This is a genomic window from Myxococcus qinghaiensis, assembly GCF_024198215.1.
GTDB classification, from domain to species: domain Bacteria; phylum Myxococcota; class Myxococcia; order Myxococcales; family Myxococcaceae; genus Myxococcus; species Myxococcus qinghaiensis.
Genome location: NZ_JAKCFA010000034.1, coordinates 75,553 through 93,516, shown reverse-complemented (window position 1 = coordinate 93,516; position 17,964 = coordinate 75,553). Strand labels below are relative to the sequence as shown.

Genomic DNA, 17,964 nt, shown 5'->3' with positions numbered 1-17,964 from the left:
GCGTGACACCGCTGGCGCATCGCCGTGACAGCCCACCGTCGTGGAGACGGGAAGCGATGTGCGATGACGCGTGAACAACCTCGTGCTCACTCCGCGCACACGTGCGGGAGAGCACTCGGCTCACGCTCGATGGATTCGGGTGGTGGCGGGCCCTGGACTAAGGGCCCTGTGGCATCGCCGTTGGTCTTGGCGACGCTCCGGGCGCGACAGCGGGCCCGCGTGCGACTTCGGTCGTCCAGGAGACCCAGCGCACCGCGGGCACATGGACTACGGCCCACGTCGTCGCGACCGCGCTCAGGTGCTCCACCGAGCCTGTCAGGTGCTTGTGCCCCTCCTGACCGTGTCGCTCGTTCTGCTGACCGTCGGTCTTCCGAGGCTGCTCTGGCGACAGGGAAGACGTCTCGGCTCGGGCCTCGTGCGAGTGGGCCTTTCCGCCATGACGGTGGACATGCGCCGAGCCACCCAGCCCACCCGCATGGCCCACCACCGCGTGCAACACCGGCGCGACGGCAAGCCCGTACACCAGGACCATCAGGCCCAGGCTCGCGAGGTCTCGTCGGTCGTGGGGATTCAGCAAGGCGCGGTCAGCGGGAGCAGGGGACGGTGGCCGCCTCCTACCCGGCTTCCTCCGTGCACGCAAGACAACCCCGGTCCAGGTGTCCACGAGTCACTGCAATCAATGACATGCAGGCACGTTCGCTCAGGTGCACCCGGGTGGCTTCGTGGCGTGGAAGCCGATTCACTCGAGGACTCAGCAGTCGAGTCTCGTGCTCGGACCGCGCGGCTTCCTCGCACCGTTTCTCCGGACCAGGGAGTTCGGATGACGGCGCTGGCGTGATTCGCCAGGCCACTGGAGTCGGAGAGCCGCCGGCGCGGGTCGCTCGTGATGCGGCGCAGACGTCGATGGGCCGCTCGCGACGATGACGTCTTGATGTCGCTGCCCGGGAGTGGTCGTCCCGGTGCTCTGCCCGTGCTGATGGACCCATGTCGGCGTTCTATACGGACAGGGCCCGCTGTCCGGATGTGTGGCCCGCGTTGGCCCACGCGTGAATTCACTGTCTGGAAGGTCCATGGCCCGCGTACGCGCTCACCTCAGCGTGGAGCCGTGTTGCTCGCGTGTCGTGCGCTCACCTCGCCCATGGGGCTCGTCTTGCCCACTGTGCCCCGGTGTGCCCGCCTGAGGTCGACTCCACGGTCCCTGGGCTCCTTTGGCCCCGCTGCCCGACCTCCCTGGGGGACGAGCGTCCCGCCTTCGCCTCGTCACTCCACCCAGGAGGTTGCCCACCAGTCCCCCCTCGGGGATGTGGGTGCTGTAGCCCGCTTGACGCGGCGCATTGATTCCCGTGTCACCCAGGGCGGTCCGTCATTACAATCAGCGTGTGCGTTCTGAATCCGCAGCGCTCCGCCAGTCGTCCTCCGAAGGGGAAATCCCACCGACGAAGCCTCGCTCCGAGCGGCTGAAGTCCCTGGCCACCGAGGAGTTCGATGTCCTCATCATCGGCGGCGGAGTCACCGGCGCAGGCTCCGCGCGCGACGCCGTCCTGCGAGGACTCAAGGTGGCGCTCGTCGAGCGCGAGGACTTCGCCAGCGGTACGTCCAGCCGCTCGTCCCGCCTCATCCACGGCGGCCTGCGCTACCTGGAGCACGGCCACCTGGGCCTCGTCTTCGAGTCCAGCATCGAGCGCCAGCGCCTGCTCCGACTCGCGCCTCACCTGGTCCGCCCGCTCGCCTTCGTGTGGCCCGTCTATGCCGGCGCTCGTGTGCCTCGCTGGAAGCTCAACGCGGGCCTCATGCTCTACGACGCCCTCTCCCTCTTCCGGAACGTGAAGGGCTACAAGCGCCTCAACCGCGAGCAGCTCCACGCGGCCGAGCCCGCCCTGCGCACCGACGCCCTCAAGGGCGGCGCCCGCTACTACGACGCCGCCACCGACGACGCCCGCCTCACCCTGGCCAACGCCCTGGGCGCCGCCGAAGCAGGCGCCGTCGTCCTCAACCACGCCTCCGTGCAGCGCCTCATCGTCGAGGACGGACACGCTCGCGCCGCCGTCGTCGTCGACCACCTCACCGGCCAGGAAATCACGGTGCGCGCTCGCGCCATCGTCAACGCCACCGGCCCGTGGAGCGATGAGATTCGCAAGCTCGATGCCTCCGGCGGCAACGTGCACGCGGTGCGCGGCAGCAAGGGCGTCCACATCGCCGTCCCTCGCGAGCGGCTGGGCAACCGCGATGCCCTCACCCTCCTGTCCCCCAAGGACGGCCGCGTCATGTTCGTGCTCCCCGCCGACGGCTTCACCATCATCGGCACCACGGAGACCAACACGCGCGCCCACCCGGCCGAGGTGCGCGCCAGTGAGACCGACGTCGCGTACCTCCTCGAGTCCGCGAACGCCTTCTTCCCCGAGGCCCACCTCACCCGCGCCGATGTCGTCAGCGCCTGGGCCGGCATCCGCCCGCTCTCCGCCACCGGCTACCATGGCACCCAGGCCGACCCGGGCAGCGCCAGCCGCGAGCACCACATCGACGTGAGCCCCACCGGCGTGCTCGCCATCAGCGGCGGAAAGCTCACCACCTACCGCGTCATGGCCCGCGATGTCGTGGACGCCGTGGAGCGTCAGCTCGGGCAGCCTCGTCGCAAGTCGCCCACCGAGACGCTGCCGCTGCCTGGCGGAGACATTCCCAGCATGGACGCGGAGCTGGCCGCCGCCCGCGAGACGGTGGGCGACGCGGCCACCGCCGCTCACCTGGTGCGCGCCTACGGCAGCCGCTGGCGCCAGGTCTGGGCCCTCACGCGCGAGGACGCCTCGCTGGCCCGTCCGCTCGCCGAGGGCCTGCCGTACCGCGCCGCCGAGGCCGTGTGGGGCGTCACCCACGAGTTCGTCCACTCGCTCTCCGACCTGCTCATCCGCCGGCTCAAGGTCGCCTTCGAGACACGCGACCTGGGCCGAAGTGCCGCCCAGGTGGCCGCCGAGGTCATCGCACCCCGCGTGGGGTGGGATGCCGCCGAGACACAGCGACAACTCGACACCTATGCCTCCGACGCGCTGCGTATCTTCGGCATCGACAGCGCGGAGTCCTGAGCCGGTCGAAAGCCCGCGCCCAGCGTTCGCCTGCTTACGCCCGCATGTCTCACCTCCTGAGAGAGTCGTCCTCCGCCTGACAGGCCCGCGAGCAGACGGACGGCCAGCGTGCTTAACTTGCACGTGGGGGACGGGAAGCGATGTGCTCTCGTTCGCCCCGGCCGTGGATCCACGCCGGCGCAGGTGACGTACCTATCCGCTGGCCGGGATGCTCAAGGAGAATGACGATGAAGCGTTGGGTCTGGCTCGGGTTGCTCGGTGGGGCCGTGGCGTGCACCAAGGTGCCAGACCGTCCCCCCGTGGAGACCGAGGACGTCTGTCCCGGCACGGAGGAGATGTCGCTGCCCTCGCGCGCGCAGTCGTCTCTCGTCGCGGAGGCGGATGGCTCGGAGTCGGTGCTCATCACCTTCCGCCCCCGCGTGTCCGCCAGTGCCATGGCGAGCACCGACGCCTTCGCCGAGGACGCGCGACGCGTAGGCGCCCAGGTCACCCGGCGCTTCCCCCGGCTGAACACCGTGGTCGCGAAGGTGACGCCCGAGGCGCGCGCGGCGCTCGCGAGCAACCCGGACGTCCTGCGCGTGGAGCCCGACCGCCCCGTGCACGCGTTCTCCATGCCGAGCCTGTCTCCCTCGCTCTGGCAGGCCGCGCTGCCCAACACCCGCGGCTCCACCGGTGAATACACCGACGGCCTGAAGGCCGTGCAGGCGCCCCTGGTCTGGGACGCGAACAACGATGGCGAACTGGACGTCGGCGCTCCGTCGGGCACGAACATCAAGGTCTGCATCATCGACAGCGGCTGGGACAACCGGCACCCGGAGCTGGCGGCGGCGTACATCGGCGGCAAGGACTTCCTCGACGACGATGGGGAGCCGCTGGACCGGGGCACGGTGGACGGCGTGCTGCAGTGGGGCGGCGGCCATGGCACGCACACGGCGGCCACCATCGCCGCGCAGCTCGGCGCGGGCGCGCGCGTGCGCCCCGGTGAGGAGCCCAATGGCGTGGCGGGCGTGGCGCCCACCGTGTCGCTGCTCGTGGCCCGCGTGCTGAACGTCAACGGTGACGGCAACACCGGCAACGTCATCGCCGCCATGGAGTGGTGCATGGAGCAGGGCGCGAACATCGCCTCCCTGTCGCTGGGCTCGACGGTCAAATCGGATGCGGAGGAGCTCGCGTTCAAGAAGGCGCACGACGAGGGCATGGTGGCCATCGCGGCCACGGGCAACCGCGGCACGAACGAGACGTCCTTTCCCGCCGGCTACGACACGGTGATTGCCGTGGGCGCGGTGGACAACAACAGCGCGTGGGCGCCCTTCTCGCAGTACGGCGACTTCGTGTCGCTGGTGGCGCCGGGCGTGGGCGTGCTGAGCGCGACCATCGTCGGTGGCGCGCCGTATGGCGACGTCCAGGTCTCCGGTACGCGCTACGCCTCAGAGCCGCTGGAGTACACCGGCGTCGGCGTCTACACGGGGAAGATGGTGTACTGCGGCCTGGGCGAGCGCGTGGCCTCCTGTGGCGTGGGCGCCACCTGTGAGGGCTTCGTGGCGCTGGTGGACCGGGGTGGCGGCATCCTGTTCGAGGAGAAGGCGCGCAACGCCATCCGCGCGGGCGCCAGGGCCATCATCGTCGGCAACAACACCACCGAGGACGGCGCGGGCAACTTCACGCTCACCACGCCCTCCGACCGCTGGGTGCCGACGACGTCCGTGACGCTCGCCTCCACCAACACCCTCAAGGGCCTGGCGGGACAGGACGCGACGGTGGACGTCACCGGCCTGGACTACCTGCGCCAGTCGGGCACGTCCATGGCCACGCCTCACGTGGCCGGAGTGGCCGCGGTGGTGTGGAGCGCGTGCCCCGCGCTCACCAACGACCAGGTGCGCGCGGTGCTCCAGGAGAGCGCGAAGCACCCGAATGGCCCCGGCTCCCCCAAGGACCAGAAGTTCGGCTACGGCGTGGTGCAGGCCAAGGCCGCCGTGGACCTGGCGAAGCAGCGCTGCCCGACGCCCGCGCCGTAACCGCGCGAATCAATCCGCGCGCAGGGCCAGCACGGGTGAGGCGATGAGGCACGCGCCCACCCGGGCCTCCAGCGCGGCGGCGGCGTCCTCGCACGCCTCCACGCCGGTGGCGACGATGAGCTCGCGGCTCCACGGCTCCTCCGTCCCGACGCCCACGCCCACGCCGACACCGGCGCCGCCCCGAGGAAGGCTGAGGCCCACGAAGGCCACGGCCGCCGCGGCGGCCATCGCCATCTTCCCCCAGTGCCGCCACTGTCCCTCGCGCCGCGCGTGACGCACGGGCGCCGGGGCCTTCTGGGCGACGGCGAGCCGGGCCTCCAGCGCGGAGAAGCTCAGCGCGGGGCGGACCAGCTCACGGCGCGCGCGCTGGGTCATCCACCCGCGCTCCAGCCGCTGCCACGCCAGCGCATGCTTGCAGGCGGCGCAGCCTTCCGCGTGCGCGCGCACCCTCGAGGCGTCCTCGGGTGCCAGCTCTCCGGCCAGCAGCGCGTCCAGCTCGCTCTCGCGGCAGGTGCTCATGGGCGTCCTCCTCCGACGTGGGCGGCCAGTTGCTCGCGCAGGCGCAGGCGCGCGCGGTGGATTTCGTTCTTCACCTTCGGCAGCGACCAGCCCATCACCGAGGCAATCTCCTCATAGGCGAGCCCATGGTCGATGCGCAGCAGCAGCGCCGCCCGGCGCTCCGCGTGCAACATCCCCAAGGCCTCCGTCAAAAGCCCCGCCAGCTCCTGGTCCAACAACAGGTCCTCCGGCGACGGCGTGGGCAACACCGCCTCCACCTGGTGCGCGTGCTCCTCGTCCGCCACATCCACGTGGACCCCCCGGGTGCGGCGGGACTCCAGATAGACATGCCGGGCAATGCCCAGCAGCCACGAGCCCACCCGGTCCTCGTCGCGCAGCGCGCCCAGTCGCGAATGGGCCCGCACGAAGGTCTCCTGCGTGGCCTCGTCCGCGGCGGCCTCGTCGCGCAAGAGGTCTCTCAAGAAACGCCAGACGGCGGGGGAGTGCCGCTCGAAAATCACGCGGAACGCGGCGGGGTCCCCCGTGCGCGCCCGGCGCAGCAGGCCGCGCTCCCCATCCGTGTCGGATGGAGGCGTACCCACCAGGACCATCTTCACGGCGGAGAGAAGAGCCACGGCCCTACCGTGTCACGAGAGGCCCGGGAGTTTCAGCGGCCCTGTCGAATCCCTGGCGGAGGGGTGTCAGGGGATGCCCGCCTGGTCTTCTCCCAAGGGCCGGGAGCCAACCTTGTTGGGAAGTTGGCGTTGTTGGTATGAGAATCCCATGTCTTCCGATTACGCGCGCCCGGACGCGGCTCCGGTGGCGCACGCTCCGCGTCTGCACGGCCACCTCCCCGTGCTCGACGGTGTGCGGGGCCTCGCGGTCCTGCTGGTCGTCTTCTTCCACACCACGCACCTGAGCGACCAGAGCGCCGCGGGGCGTGCCACCTGGTGGCTGGCCGGTGCGGGCTGGTCGGGCGTGGACCTGTTCTTCGTCCTCTCCGGCTTCCTCATCACCGGCATCCTGTGGGAGGCGAAGGGGCAGACGTACTACTTCCGCAACTTCTACGCGCGCCGCGTGCTGCGCATCTTCCCGCTGTACTACGCGGCGCTGGCCGTCTCGTTCCTCGTGCTGCCGTCGCTGGTGGGGCGGCTGAACCTGGACGAGCGCATCACCACGGAGGGCGCCGTCTGGTATCTGCTCTACCTCTCCAACTTCTACCAGCTGTGGACAGACACCACGCACCCCATCCTGGGCGTGGTGTGGTCGCTGGCGATTGAAGAGCAGTTCTACATCGTCTGGCCCTTCCTCATCGCCGCCGTCTCGTACAAGGGCGCCATCCGCCTGTGCCTGGGCACCATCGCCCTGGCGGTGGCGGTGCGGGTGGGCCTCACGCTGTACGGCGCCAGCGAGGAGAGCACCTACGTGGTGACGTTGTGCCGCGTGGACTCGCTCGCGCTGGGGGCGCTGTTGTCCCTGGCGCTGCGGCATCCGGAGGGCAAGGGGATATCCGCCTTCCCGTGGATGCGCTGGGCGCCGTGGCTGGCATTGCCCGTGGTCGTGGCTTTGATTGCGCTGCCGATGGGCCCCGCGTTCAAGACGGTGCTGCGCACCGGCGGCTACACGGCGGTGGGCATCCTCTACACGGTGCTGGTGTACCGCGTGGTGGCCGCGAAGCCGGGCACGCTCCTGCACCGCTTCTTCTCCAACCGCGTGCTCCTGATGTACGGCAAGTACAGCTATGCCATCTATCTGGTGCACTCGCCGCTGGACGCCATCCTCCGGCGCACCGTGCTGAAGACGCCGCTGATGCAGGTGGGAGGCTCCGACTTCCCCGTGCAGCTGCTCTTCTACGTCGTGGCCGCGTCGCTCTCGCTGGGCATCGCCCTGGTGAGCTGGAACCTCTTCGAGAAGCACTTCCTCAAGCTCAAGGACTACTTCCCGTACAGCGAGCGCCCGGCTCCGACTCCGGCTCCCGCGCCTGCCCCGAGCGGCTCTCCGGGCGCCGCGAGCTGAAGCGTCGACACGCGCGCGGGAGGCTTGATGCGTCCCGCGCGCCGTCGTGCGCGCCGTCAGTCCGGCTGGATGAGCGCCTTGGCCACCATCAGGGCCCACGCCTCGGCGGAGTCCAGCTCCGCGCGGGCGCTGCAGTAGCGGTCCATGCTCTCGTCGGAGCCGTCTCGCAGGAAGATGGCGTCATGCAGCTCGCGCTGCGCACGGCTGAGCCAGAGGCTCGCCTGGAGGCGCAGCTTGGCCGCCGCGTGAGGGTCCTTCAGCGACTGCCCGGGCGTCAGCAGCTCGTGCTCTTCGGGATACAGCACCGTCATCTTGTTGTAACCGGCATGCTCAAGTGTCGTAGTCATGCATTGAGAATGTGAACCGAGCGCCGAGCAGGCACCTGTCCACTCGGGCAGGTGTCTGTCTTGTAGCGAGCACGCGGCGCCCAGGAGCCGCCCAGAGCGGAAACTTCCGGACGATGCGATTTCTGTGCGCCGCGTCAGGCTTTACTTCAGGCTCTTCATGTCGATGACAAACCGGTATTTCACGTCACCCTTGAGAAGCCGGGTGTAGGCGTCATTCACCTGCTGGATGGGAATCACCTCCACGTCGGAGACGACGCCGTGCTGGCCGCAGAAATCGAGCATGTCCTGGGTTTCCTGGATGCCGCCGATGCTGGAGCCCGAGAAGTTCCGGCGCTGGCCGATGAGGGCGAAGGGCTGGACGGGCAGCGGCTTCTCCGGGACGCCGACGAGGACGAGGCTGCCGTCGATGCGCAAGAGGCGCAGGTACGCGTTGATGTCGTGGGGCGCGGAGACGGTGTCGAGCACGAAGTCGAGCTTGCCCTCGTGGGCCTTCATCTCCGCCTCGTTGGAGGAGACGACGACTTCATGGGCGCCCAGGCGCAGCGCGTCCTGCTTCTTCTTGTCCGTGTGGCTGAAGACGATGACGTGCGCGCCGAAGGCCCGCGCGAACTTCACGCCCATGTGGCCCAGGCCGCCCAGGCCGACGACGCCCACGCGCTGGCCGGCCTTCACGTTCCAGTGCTTCAGCGGTGAGTACGTGGTGATGCCCGCGCACAGGAGCGGCGCGGCGGCGGCCGGGTCCAGGTTCGCCGGGACGCGCAGGACGTAGGCCTGGTCGACGACGAGCACGCTGGAGTAGCCGCCCTGGGTCGGCTGCTGGCTCTCGCGCTCCCGCGAGTTGTACGTGTAGGTCGGCCCTCGCTCGCAGTACTGCTCCAGGCCCTGCTTGCAGGGCTGGCAGGTGCGGCAGGTGTCGACCATGCAGCCGACGCCGACGGAGTCGCCGACCTTGAACTTCGTCACGTTGGCGCCGACGCGGGTGACGCGGCCGATGATTTCGTGGCCGGGGACCATGGGGAAGATGGAGCCGCCCCACTCGTCGCGGGCCTGGTGGAGGTCGGAGTGGCAGATGCCGCAGTACTGGACGTCGAACTGGACGTCGTCGGGGCCGGGCTCGCGGCGCTCGAAGTTGAAGGGGGCCAGCGGGGACTTGGCGTCCTGGGCGGCGTAGCCACGTGCGGAAATCATGGGCAGGTCCTTGATGGGGGGTGGGTGAACGCGTGGAATATGCGCAGGCGCCCTCGTGCGCGAAACAGATGGAATCCGAACGCGGCATGTAGAAAAACTTCGCAATGGCCTTCACTCCGCTCAATGCGCTGAACGCGTTCCTCGCCGTGGCGCGCCGGCGCAGCTTCGCCTCGGCGGCGGAGGACCTGGGCGTCTCCGCGTCCTCGTTGAGCCAGTCCGTCCGCCAGCTCGAGGCGCGGCTGGGCGTGCCGCTGCTGACGCGCACCACCCGAAGCGTGGCGCTCACGGAGCCGGGCCGTCGGCTGCTCGAAGGCGCGGGCCCGTCGGTGGACCAGGCGCTGGCGGCGCTGAAGGTGGCGGCGGCCCAGCCGGGCGAGGTGACGGGTCTGGTGAGGCTCACCGTGCCCACGGTGTCCGTGTCCTCCGTCGTCGCGCCCGTGTTGACGCGCTTTCTGGCCCTCCACCCCCGCGTGGAGGTGGAGCTGCGGGTGGAGGACTCCATGGTGGATATCGTCTCCGAGGAGCTGGACGGGGGCATCCGCTTCTCGGAGTCGCTGGAGCGCGACATGGTGCAGGTGCGCCTGTCGGAGGGCTTCCGCTTCGTGGTGGTGGGCTCGCCCGCCTACCTCAAGCGCCGAGGGGCTCCGGAGAAGCCGCGGGACTTGCTGGCGCATGACTGTCTTTGCATCCGCTCCGGCACCACCGGGGCGCTCTACCAGTGGGAGCTGGAGCGCGGCGCGCGGAGCTGGCGCGTCCCGGTGCGAGGGCCGCTGGTCACCTCCAGCCACCACGCGATGATGGAGCTGGCCGAGTCGGGCGTGGGCTTGATGTATGCCTTCGAGCCGGAAATCGCGGACCGGGTGAAGCGGGGCGCGCTGCGCATCGTCCTGGAGCCCTACGCGGCCCACGTGGACGGCTTCTTCCTCTACTTTCCCAGCCGCTCCCGCGTGTCCCCCGCGTTCCGCGCCTTCGTGGACGTGGCGCGCGAAGTCACGGCGGAGCTGCGGGCGCCGGAGGCCCGCACGGAGACGCGGCCGGGGGCGGGCTCCACCTCGCGGACTCCGCGCGCCCGTTAGGACGGCGGGAGGTCAGGCGCTGGGGATGCCTCGGGCGCGGGCCCTGACGCGGGCGGCCTCCTCGAAGGCGCCGGCCTCCTCCAGCGCGGTGGCGGCGCGGAAGTAGAGCAGCGCGGCCTCCATGTGCCGGAAGGCGGAGGCCTCCGCGTTGGCGGCGGCGACGAGGTGCGGCGCGGCGCGCTCCGGCTCCTTGCCCTCCAGCCAGTGCTGCGCGACGACGACAGGAGCGGCCTTGCGCTGCTCCAGCGCGCTGGCCAGCCTGCGATGGAGCAGGGGAATCAGGGAGGGGGGAATCGTCTCCCGCACCACCTCGAAGAGCAGGTCATGCGTGAAACGCTCTCCGCGCAGCACGTGCGCGGCCTCCAGTTCAGAGACGTGCTGGGCGAGCGTCAGCGGCGTCATCTCCAGCACCTCGACGGCCAGCTCCAACTGGAAGGACGTCTTCGCGAGCGCCGCCAGCCGGGCGACCTGGAGCGCCTGGGGCGACAGCCGCTCCAGCCGCTGCTGAATCAAGTCCCGGCCCCGGCCAGAGGGGTGGACATGCTCGGGCCAGCCCCGCTCCAGCCCGCCCGACTCCAGCAGGTGACGCAGCGCCTCCATGATGAACAGGGGATTGCCCCCCGTGTAGCGCATCACGTTGTCCGTCAGCTGCTCCGCGCCCGCCAGCTCCAGGCTCCCCAGCAGCGCGCCCACCGAGTCCGTCTGGAGCGGCTCCAGCTCGATGACGACGGCGAGCCCCGCCTCCACGAGCTGCTGGATGCAGCCGATGGCCACCGGAGTCAGCTCGCCCTTGCGAAAGGTGTCCACGAAGTGGGGGAAGGCACCGCCCGGCTGCGTGTCGTGGCGACGCGACAGCATGAGCAGCGCGAACTCCGCGGTGGCCGCGTCCATGTAATGCAAGTCATCCGCGACGATGGCATCCAGCCCCGCGCACAATTGGTAGACAGCCAGACAGTTGGCCTCCAGGAAGCGGCTGCGGTCCGCCTCGTCCACCATGGGCGGGGGGAGGCCCTCCGGGCCGGCCATGTCCGGCATCAGCCGCGCCAGCTCCCGGCGCACCCACGGCTCCAGCTTGCAGTCCGGACGCTGGGCCAGGAGCTGTCGCAAGAGCCGCACATGAGAGGAATAGGCCACGTGCATCTCCCCGGGGCGCGACTCCAGGGTGAGGTGGCTGCCGCGCGAGGCGGCGAAGTCATGCGCCAGCCGCGTCTTGCCCACCCCGGGCTCGCCGCTGAGGAAGATGGTCAGCCCCGCCTCCCAGGCCTCCTCCATCCGCGCCCACTCCCGCTCGCGCCCCACCAGCACCGGGGGACGCAGCACGGACAGGGGCAGCTTCGCCGGCTGTACGCGCGGGGCGTGCGACGACGTGGTGCCCCGCTCGATTTCCCGCGCCAGCGCCACTGTCTGCGGCAGGGGCTGGGTGTCCAATTCCTCGCGCAAGAGGCGGCGGCAGCGCTCGAAGGCGTTGAGCGCGGACCCCCGGTCTCCGGACACGTAGTGCAGCCGCATCAGCCGGCGCCACGCCTCCTCCGAGTACGGGTCCATGCCCAGGAGCTTCTCCGCCAGCACGAGCGCGCCGGACAAGTCCCCCGCGCGCTCGCGCGCCTCCGACTCCGCGGACGCGGCGCGTCGACGCAGCTTGTCCAGCCGCTCCCGCGCGCTCTCCAGCCACGCGTGGAACTCCGGGCAGTCGTCGAACTCCAGCGAGGACAGCAGCACGCCCTCCAGCTCCAGCACCTGCGAGTGGCGCCCGGCCAGCGCGTGGGCCTGGAGCTGCGAGGCGTCCACCGTGATTCCCTCCGCCAGCGACAGGACATCCCCGCCCTGCACCAGCTCCGCGCCCGTCAACAGGCGCAGCCGGCGCAAGAGCTGTCGCATGTTGTTTCGGGCGGTGACCTCGCTGGACTCGGCCCACAAGAGGCCCGCGAGGCGGTACTTCGGATGGGGGCCTTCCAATGCCAGCCATGCCAGCACCGCGGCGGTGCGGCGCTCCAAGGGCAGGTGTGCGCCGTCGTGCCGCAGGCGCGCTTCGCCGAGCAGCTCCAGGTGAAAGACTTGCGTCCCTACCGCGTCGTCGCCTGCCATGGCCTCCGGGGTTCCAAGAATGAGAGAGCGCGTTTCGCGTAACGTAACACGCCGCACCCGATGCTCCCTCGCGGGTAGGGATGACCCCAGGCGGGGTCCGAGGTACCGGCCGCTTTCCCTCTCGAATTTCCAGGACACGGCAGCTCGCCGTCACGAACGGACGACGTTGCGAAACCTTTCGTGCGGTCACACCCTGGTCACACCTCATTCGTTATTGATTGCTCCAGACTGAAAATGAACCCGGGGGCTCTCATGGTTTGTGACAAGCAGCAGGCCGACATGGAGGTTGATGTCATCATCAGCGGCTGCGGTCCCGTGGGAGCCCTGACATGCAATCTGCTGGGCTCCCTGGGAGTGCGGACGCTGGTGTTGGAGCAGGACCTGGCGCCGCATGGACAGCCGCGCGCCTTCTCCTGCGATGACGAGGCGCTGCGCATCTACCAGGCCACGGGGCTGGGCCCGGAGCTCCAGAAGGACATGCGGGAGAACCGCTTCGCCGAGTACGTGGGCGAGACGGGCAAGCGCTTCGCGGAGGTGCACACCGGCACGGCGGACTTCGGCTTCGGCTACTCGCCGCTGTGGTTCTTCCACCAGCCGCTGGTGGAGGGCGTGCTGCGCGACGGCATGGCGCGCTTCCCCCACGTGAAGCTCCAGGTGGGAGCGGGCGTGGAGGCGCTGGAGCAGGACGCCTCCGGGGTGACGGTGCGCTACCGGCTCCTGCAGACGGGCGAGGTGCGCACGGTGCGCGGGCGGTATCTGCTGGCGTGCGACGGGGCGCGCAGCGGCGTGCGCAAGGCGCTGGGCATCAAGATGTCGGGGAAGGCCTACGGGGAGCCCTGGCTGGCGGTGTCCGGACGGGTGGCGGGTGACGCGCCGGAGCTGTGCCGCTTCGTGTGCGACCCCAAGCGTCCGGCCTTCGTCGCGACGGGCGCGGTGGGCCAGTTCCGGTGGGAGTTCATGCTGATGCCGGGCGAGACGCGCGAGGAGATGGAGCGGCCGGAGACCATCAAGAAGCTCCTGGCGCCCTACATCGACCCCGAGCGCGTCCACGTGGAGCGCGCGCAGGTCTACACGTTCCACTGCCTCAACGCGGCGCGCTGGCGCGACGGCAACGTGTTCCTGCTGGGTGACGCGGCGCACACCATGCCGCCCTTCATGGGCCAGGGCCTGGTGTCCGGCATGCGCGACGCGTCGAACCTGGCGTGGAAGATTCAGCGCGTCGTCCGGGGCCTGGCGCCGGAGTCGCTCCTGGACACCTACGAGGAGGAGCGTCGTCCGCACGTGGAGGCGGTGCAGAAGCTGTGCGTGCGAGTGGGGCACCTGTTCCTCGCGCGCAACAGCTGGGTGGCCGGCGCCCGCGACATGGTGATGCGCGCGCTGCAGCGCATCCCCCGGGTGCGCCGCTTCATCCAGAACTTCGAGTTCAAGCAGCCGCCGATGCACGAGCGCGGCTACTACCTGGGCGGCGGACACACCTCGGAGTCGCCGGAGGGCACGTTCTTCATCCAGCCCAAGGTGCGGTTGCCGACGGGCCAGGAGGTGCTCCTGGACGACGCCATCGGCAATGACTTCGCGGTGCTGTGCCGGGCCAACGCTCCGGCCGCGCAGATGGCGGCGGCGCGCGGGCTGGCGGAGGCCCTGGGTGGGCGGCTGCTCGCCGTCCAGTCGACGGGCGCGGACGGCGGCGACGTGCCGGCGGTGGAGGATATCACCGGGAAGCTGGGCGACTGGTTCTCGCGGCATGACTCGGATGTGGTGGTGTTGCGGCCGGACCGCTTCGTTTTCGGCGCGGTGAAGGCAGAGCGGCTGCCGGAGCTTCGTGACGCGTTGGGGGTCTGACGGACCCCTCGCCCGAGGGCCTCGTGGATATCCGAGGGGCGCTCGGGCCCCTCGGTCCCCGGGGACACGGTGAGGCGTGACGTCTGTCGTTGGCGGGGCGAGCGAGCCCCGGTGTCGGGTGTCATATCGCGGTGAAAGTGGCTCCACCTCGAGGACTGACAGCTCTCGAGGGGGACACCCATGCTGACGCGGCGAAGACGGCACGTTCATTCCATTCATTGCATCCTGCCTCCGTATCTCCTGCGCTCCATCGCGGAGAACGGCACGCCCCAGCAGCGCGTGAAGGCCCTGCGCACGGTGTCCACGGACAGCACCTTCCGGGCCCTGCGCTTCGCCGGAGGTCGGGTGGCCGCGTCTTCCTCATCCGTTCGCCGGCTGCCGGCGATGATGGTGGAGTCCCAGCGGCAGCGAAGCATCTACGACTTGAAGGGCGAGGAGGCCTTCCCCGGGACGCTGGTGCGCTCGGAGGGGCAGGGGCCGTGCGGAGACCTCGCGGCCGACGAGGCCTTCGACGGCCTGGGCGCCACGTATGACTTCTTCTGGGAAGTCATGGGGCGCAATTCCATCGACGGGGATGGAATGCCCTTGCAGGCGTATGTCCATTACGGGCGGGATTACGACAACGCCTTCTGGGACGGGCGCCGCATGGTGTTCGGCGACGGGGATGGGGAGCTGTTCAACCGCTTCACCATCGCCCTGGACGTCATCGCGCACGAGCTGGCCCACGGCGTGACGGAGGACGAGGGGCCGCTCTGGTACTTCCAGCAGGCGGGCGCGCTGAACGAGTCGATGTCGGATGTCTTCGGCTCACTGGTGAAGCAGCGGCTGCTCGGACACACGGCGGACCAGGCGGACTGGCTCATCGGCGCGGGGCTGCTGGCGGACGAAGTCGAAGGCCAGGCGCTGCGCTCCATGAAGGAGCCGGGGACGGCGTTCGATGACGACGTGCTGGGCAAGGACCCGCAGCCCGGCCACATGCGCGACTACGTGACGACGTGGGAGGACAACGGCGGCGTGCACATCAACTCCGGCATCCCCAACCGCGCCTTCTGCATGACGGCGACGCGACTGGGAGGCAGCGCATGGGAGCGCGCGGGCCGCATCTGGTACGAGGCCGTGAGGGACCCGCGCATCATGCCGGACACCAACTTCTCCGACTTCGCGCGCATCACCGTCATGTCCGCCACCCGGCTGTACGGCCCTGGCGAAGAGGAGGCGGCCGTGAAGGAGGCCTGGGAGGAGGTGGGCATCCGCGTCTCGCGAGACAGGGTGTCCGTGCCGCAGTGGGGCAGTGTCCAGCCGGGGGCCTGAGCCGTGTCTCGAGACAGCGTCCGCATCCAGCTCTCGCAGGAGGGCGGGCTCGCAGCCTTCCCGGGGCTCGCCCGCCCGAGGAGCGTGGAGCTGAGCGAGCTTCCCGCCGAGCAGGCCGAGGCGATTGAGCACGGCCTGCGCGACGCGCGCTTCCGTGAGCTGCCGGCCGTTGTCGGCGGTGGCTCCGCGTCCAAGGGCGCCGACCAGCGCCGCTACACCCTCACCGTGGAGGAGGGGACGCGGCGACACTCCGTGGAGCTGGTGGAGCCGGTGGAAGACCCGCGCCTGCGAGAGCTCTTGTCCCTGGTGAAGCGCGCCACCCGCCGGCGCGGTGGTGGACACTAGAACTAAGGGCTTAGTTGACGAAGAACTAAGGTCTTAGTAGTAATGCTGGCCACGGAGGACCTCCATGGCCAGACAACCCGAGCCCGAGGCGCCCCGGCCGTTGACGCCGGTGGAGCTCGAGCTGATGCACATCGTGTGGAAGCAGGGCGAGGTGAGCGTGGCGGATGTGCTGGCCGCGCTGCCGCCGGAGCGCGCGCTGGCGTACACGTCCGTCTCCACGGTGCTGCGCATCCTGGAGCAGAAGAGCGTGGTGGTGAGCCGCAAGCAGGGGAGGGGACACCTGTACTCGGCCACGCTGCCGCGTGAGACGTACGAGGCCCAGAGCCTGCGCCACCTGGTGGACACCGTCTTCGATGGCACGCCGTCCGCGCTGGTGGCGCGACTGGTGGAGGCGGTGCCGCTGGCGCCCGACGAGGTGGAGCAGATTCGCAAGCTGCTCAAGGCGAAGGGTGGCAAGCCATGAGCGGGCTGGTGTCGTTCTATCTCGCGGTGGCGCTGCTCCTGCCCGTGGCGTTGCTGCTCGCGTGGGGCGCGCTCGCGCTCCTGGCGCGGCTGGGCCTGGCGCTGTCCTCTCGGCAGGCCTTGCGAGTGGGGCGCGGGGCGCTGGCCCTGGTGTTCCTGTTGCCGCTGCTGGCGATGGGCGCGCGGGCGCTGACTCCGGCGGGGCCGCTGTTCACCTTCGAGCGCTCGGTGGCGAGACAGGCGGAGCGGCTCCCCTCCTCCGTGTGGACGGGTGGGGCGAGTGTCTCCAAGCCCGCGAGTCCCGGGGCCGTGTCCGTGCCTGTGTCCATTGGAGTGCTGTTGTCACTGGGTTGGATTGTGGGCGCAGGGTTCTTCATCGGGCGGGCGCTCGTGCTGCATCGGCGGCTCTTGCGTCGACTGGAGGCGCTGCCTCGGGTCCGCACGGTGGGGCGCGTGGTGGTGGCGCTGGGCGAGGAGGGGACTCCGGCGTTCTCCGCGTGGTTCCCTCGCTGGGGACAGCGTCCGTCCGCGTGGGTGGTGGTTCCTCCCGCGCTGCTGGAGGACTCGGAGGCGTTCCGGCTCACCGTGCTGCATGAGCTTCAGCACCACCGGCAGCGCGACACGCACCTGGCCCTGGGGCGACTGGTGCTCACGGGGGCCTTCTTCTGGCATCCGGCGGCGCATGGCCTGTCGGCGTGGCTCGCGTCGCTCCAGGAACTGGCCTGTGACGAGGCGCTGGTCTCGAGTGGCCGTGCCCAGGCCCATGCGTATGCGCGCTGTCTGCTCCAGGCGGCGCTTCGACTCCCGGGCGCTCCGCCCGTGCCCGCCGGTGCCACCGGCATGTCTCATCCCACGCAGAGGAGGATTCACATGCTGTTCCAGCCGCGTCCCCGTCGCACCCATGCCGTCCCCGCGCTGCTCGCCGCGCTGTCGTTGCTCCTGCTCCCCGTGGCCGTGCTCGCGCAAGGCGCGGCGCGTGGACGCACGGTGACGCAAGCCGATGCGGAGGCGCTCGCCCGGACGAGCCAGCCCAAGGGAGACCTGTCCGTCGTGGTGGATGCGAAGGTGTTGGAGCAGCTCAATCGCCTCGTCGGCACCGACAAGGGCCGCGCGTTCATGAAGCGAGCGCTGACGAACCTGGGCACGCACCGTGATGCGCTGGCGTCGACGCTGAAGGCGAAGGGCCTGCCCGAGGGCCTGCTCGCGGTGGCGGTGGTGGAGTCCGCGGTGACGAACATGCCGGAGACGGATGGTCGGCCGTCACTCGCTCCGGGCATGAGGGGCGCGGGCGTGTGGATGTTCATCCCGGAGACGGCGCGTCGCTACGGGCTGGAAGTGAGCGAGGCTCGCGACGAGCGGCTGGACGTGGCGCGCGAGACGCAGGCCGCCGCGGCCCTGCTGTCAGACTTGCACACGCGCTACGGCGACTGGCGACTGGCGCTCGCGGCGTACAACCAGGGGGAGAAGAAGGTGGACCAGGCCCTGGCCGAGGGTGGCAGCCGAGACGTGTCAGCGCTCATCGCGGGCGGCCACCTCAATGACTATGTGGCCACCGTGCAGGCCGGGCTGCTCATCGTCCGCAATCCGCACCTGCTGGACTGAGCCGACGTGCTCCACCGCGCCTGACGCGCGGTGCGTTCGATGAAGATCCCGACGTCGGTGGAGCAGGTGAATCCGCGACGCCACGGCGCTTCCGCGCGACTGA

At 70.2% G+C, this 17,964-nt stretch carries 15 protein-coding genes; 9 read left to right on the top strand and 6 right to left on the bottom strand.

Annotated features, from left to right (window positions below):
• Positions 1–157: 157 nt before the first annotated feature.
• Positions 158–577, bottom strand: coding sequence for a hypothetical protein (locus LZ199_RS41610; protein WP_253999361.1), 420 nt, complete (start codon positions 575–577; stop codon positions 158–160).
• Positions 578–1,379: 802 nt separating this feature from the next.
• Here LZ199_RS41610 and glpD point away from each other — a divergent pair.
• Together glpD and LZ199_RS41600 are read left to right on the top strand one after the other, a co-directional pair.
• A complete protein-coding gene (gene glpD / locus LZ199_RS41605) occupies positions 1,380–3,077 on the top strand; it encodes a glycerol-3-phosphate dehydrogenase (RefSeq protein WP_253999360.1) in 1,698 nt (565 codons plus the stop codon).
• A gap of 227 nt (positions 3,078–3,304) precedes the next feature.
• Positions 3,305–5,092, top strand: coding sequence for a S8 family serine peptidase (locus LZ199_RS41600; RefSeq protein WP_253999359.1), 1,788 nt, complete (start codon positions 3,305–3,307; stop codon positions 5,090–5,092).
• 9 nt (positions 5,093–5,101) lie between these two features.
• Here the strand turns inward: LZ199_RS41600 and LZ199_RS41595 are convergent, their stop codons facing one another.
• Both LZ199_RS41595 and LZ199_RS41590 read right to left on the bottom strand, forming a co-directional pair.
• Complete coding sequence (locus LZ199_RS41595; protein ID WP_253999358.1) at positions 5,102–5,611, bottom strand: zf-HC2 domain-containing protein; 510 nt, start codon at positions 5,609–5,611, stop codon at positions 5,102–5,104.
• Entirely contained in the window at positions 5,608–6,225 is a 618-nt protein-coding gene (locus tag LZ199_RS41590; RefSeq protein WP_163865900.1) for an RNA polymerase sigma factor, read from the bottom strand. The genes LZ199_RS41595 and LZ199_RS41590 overlap by 4 nt, the downstream gene beginning before the upstream one ends.
• 148 nt (positions 6,226–6,373) lie before the next feature.
• Here LZ199_RS41590 and LZ199_RS41585 point away from each other — a divergent pair, with 148 nt between their 5' ends.
• Positions 6,374–7,606: an acyltransferase family protein gene (locus LZ199_RS41585; RefSeq protein ID WP_253999357.1), complete on the top strand. Its 1,233-nt coding sequence runs from the start codon at positions 6,374–6,376 to the stop codon at positions 7,604–7,606.
• Positions 7,607–7,662: 56 nt separating this feature from the next.
• On the opposite strand, the gene LZ199_RS41580 is transcribed toward LZ199_RS41585, so the two are convergent.
• Both LZ199_RS41580 and LZ199_RS41575 read right to left on the bottom strand, forming a co-directional pair.
• Positions 7,663–7,953 carry a FruA-associating protein, FapA gene (locus LZ199_RS41580; protein ID WP_163865902.1) on the bottom strand — a complete coding sequence of 97 codons (291 nt, stop codon included), beginning with the start codon at positions 7,951–7,953 and terminating at the stop codon, positions 7,663–7,665.
• Positions 7,954–8,094: 141 nt separating this feature from the next.
• Positions 8,095–9,141, bottom strand: coding sequence for an NAD(P)-dependent alcohol dehydrogenase (locus LZ199_RS41575; protein ID WP_253999356.1), 1,047 nt, complete (start codon positions 9,139–9,141; stop codon positions 8,095–8,097).
• A gap of 104 nt (positions 9,142–9,245) precedes the next feature.
• Between LZ199_RS41575 and LZ199_RS41570 the strand changes: the two genes are divergently transcribed.
• Positions 9,246–10,217: a LysR family transcriptional regulator gene (locus tag LZ199_RS41570; RefSeq protein ID WP_253999355.1), complete on the top strand. Its 972-nt coding sequence runs from the start codon at positions 9,246–9,248 to the stop codon at positions 10,215–10,217.
• A gap of 12 nt (positions 10,218–10,229) precedes the next feature.
• Here LZ199_RS41570 and LZ199_RS41565 read toward each other — a convergent pair whose 3' ends face one another.
• On the bottom strand, positions 10,230–12,302 hold the full coding sequence (locus tag LZ199_RS41565) for a BTAD domain-containing putative transcriptional regulator (protein WP_253999354.1): 2,073 nt from the start codon (positions 12,300–12,302) through the stop codon (positions 10,230–10,232).
• 252 nt (positions 12,303–12,554) lie between these two features.
• Between LZ199_RS41565 and mhpA the strand changes: the two genes are divergently transcribed.
• From mhpA to LZ199_RS41540, 5 genes are all read left to right on the top strand, one after another.
• Positions 12,555–14,141 (top strand): bifunctional 3-(3-hydroxy-phenyl)propionate/3-hydroxycinnamic acid hydroxylase MhpA, encoded by a 1,587-nt coding sequence (gene mhpA, locus LZ199_RS41560; protein WP_253999353.1) that lies wholly within the window; start codon positions 12,555–12,557, stop codon positions 14,139–14,141.
• A 180-nt stretch (positions 14,142–14,321) separates the two neighbouring features.
• A complete protein-coding gene (locus LZ199_RS41555) occupies positions 14,322–15,452 on the top strand; it encodes a M4 family metallopeptidase (protein WP_253999352.1) in 1,131 nt (376 codons plus the stop codon).
• Positions 15,453–15,455: 3 nt separating this feature from the next.
• Complete coding sequence (locus LZ199_RS41550; RefSeq protein ID WP_253999351.1) at positions 15,456–15,797, top strand: protealysin inhibitor emfourin; 342 nt, start codon at positions 15,456–15,458, stop codon at positions 15,795–15,797.
• Between the two features lie 64 nt (positions 15,798–15,861).
• The gene (locus tag LZ199_RS41545; RefSeq protein ID WP_253999350.1) at positions 15,862–16,260 is read left to right on the top strand and encodes a BlaI/MecI/CopY family transcriptional regulator; all 399 of its coding nucleotides are present in this window, start codon (positions 15,862–15,864) and stop codon (positions 16,258–16,260) included.
• Complete coding sequence (locus LZ199_RS41540; protein ID WP_253999349.1) at positions 16,257–17,861, top strand: M56 and MltD domain-containing protein; 1,605 nt, start codon at positions 16,257–16,259, stop codon at positions 17,859–17,861. The genes LZ199_RS41545 and LZ199_RS41540 overlap by 4 nt, the downstream gene beginning before the upstream one ends.
• The last annotated feature ends 103 nt before the right edge of the window (positions 17,862–17,964 follow it).

Bases quoted from the DNA above. Each gene is read 5' to 3' on its own strand.
- LZ199_RS41600 (WP_253999359.1), top strand. From the start codon at position 3,305: ATGAAGCGTTGGGTCTGGCTCGGGTTGCTCGGTGGGGCCGTGGCGTGC.
- LZ199_RS41595 (WP_253999358.1), bottom strand. From the start codon at position 5,611: ATGAGCACCTGCCGCGAGAGCGAGCTGGACGCGCTGCTGGCCGGAGAG.
- LZ199_RS41585 (WP_253999357.1), top strand. From the start codon at position 6,374: ATGTCTTCCGATTACGCGCGCCCGGACGCGGCTCCGGTGGCGCACGCT.
- LZ199_RS41580 (WP_163865902.1), bottom strand. From the start codon at position 7,953: ATGACTACGACACTTGAGCATGCCGGTTACAACAAGATGACGGTGCTG.
- LZ199_RS41575 (WP_253999356.1), bottom strand. From the start codon at position 9,141: ATGATTTCCGCACGTGGCTACGCCGCCCAGGACGCCAAGTCCCCGCTG.
- LZ199_RS41570 (WP_253999355.1), top strand. From the start codon at position 9,246: ATGGCCTTCACTCCGCTCAATGCGCTGAACGCGTTCCTCGCCGTGGCG.
- LZ199_RS41565 (WP_253999354.1), bottom strand. From the start codon at position 12,302: ATGGCAGGCGACGACGCGGTAGGGACGCAAGTCTTTCACCTGGAGCTG.
- mhpA (WP_253999353.1), top strand. From the start codon at position 12,555: ATGGTTTGTGACAAGCAGCAGGCCGACATGGAGGTTGATGTCATCATC.
- LZ199_RS41555 (WP_253999352.1), top strand. From the start codon at position 14,322: ATGCTGACGCGGCGAAGACGGCACGTTCATTCCATTCATTGCATCCTG.
- LZ199_RS41545 (WP_253999350.1), top strand. From the start codon at position 15,862: ATGGCCAGACAACCCGAGCCCGAGGCGCCCCGGCCGTTGACGCCGGTG.
- LZ199_RS41540 (WP_253999349.1), top strand. From the start codon at position 16,257: ATGAGCGGGCTGGTGTCGTTCTATCTCGCGGTGGCGCTGCTCCTGCCC.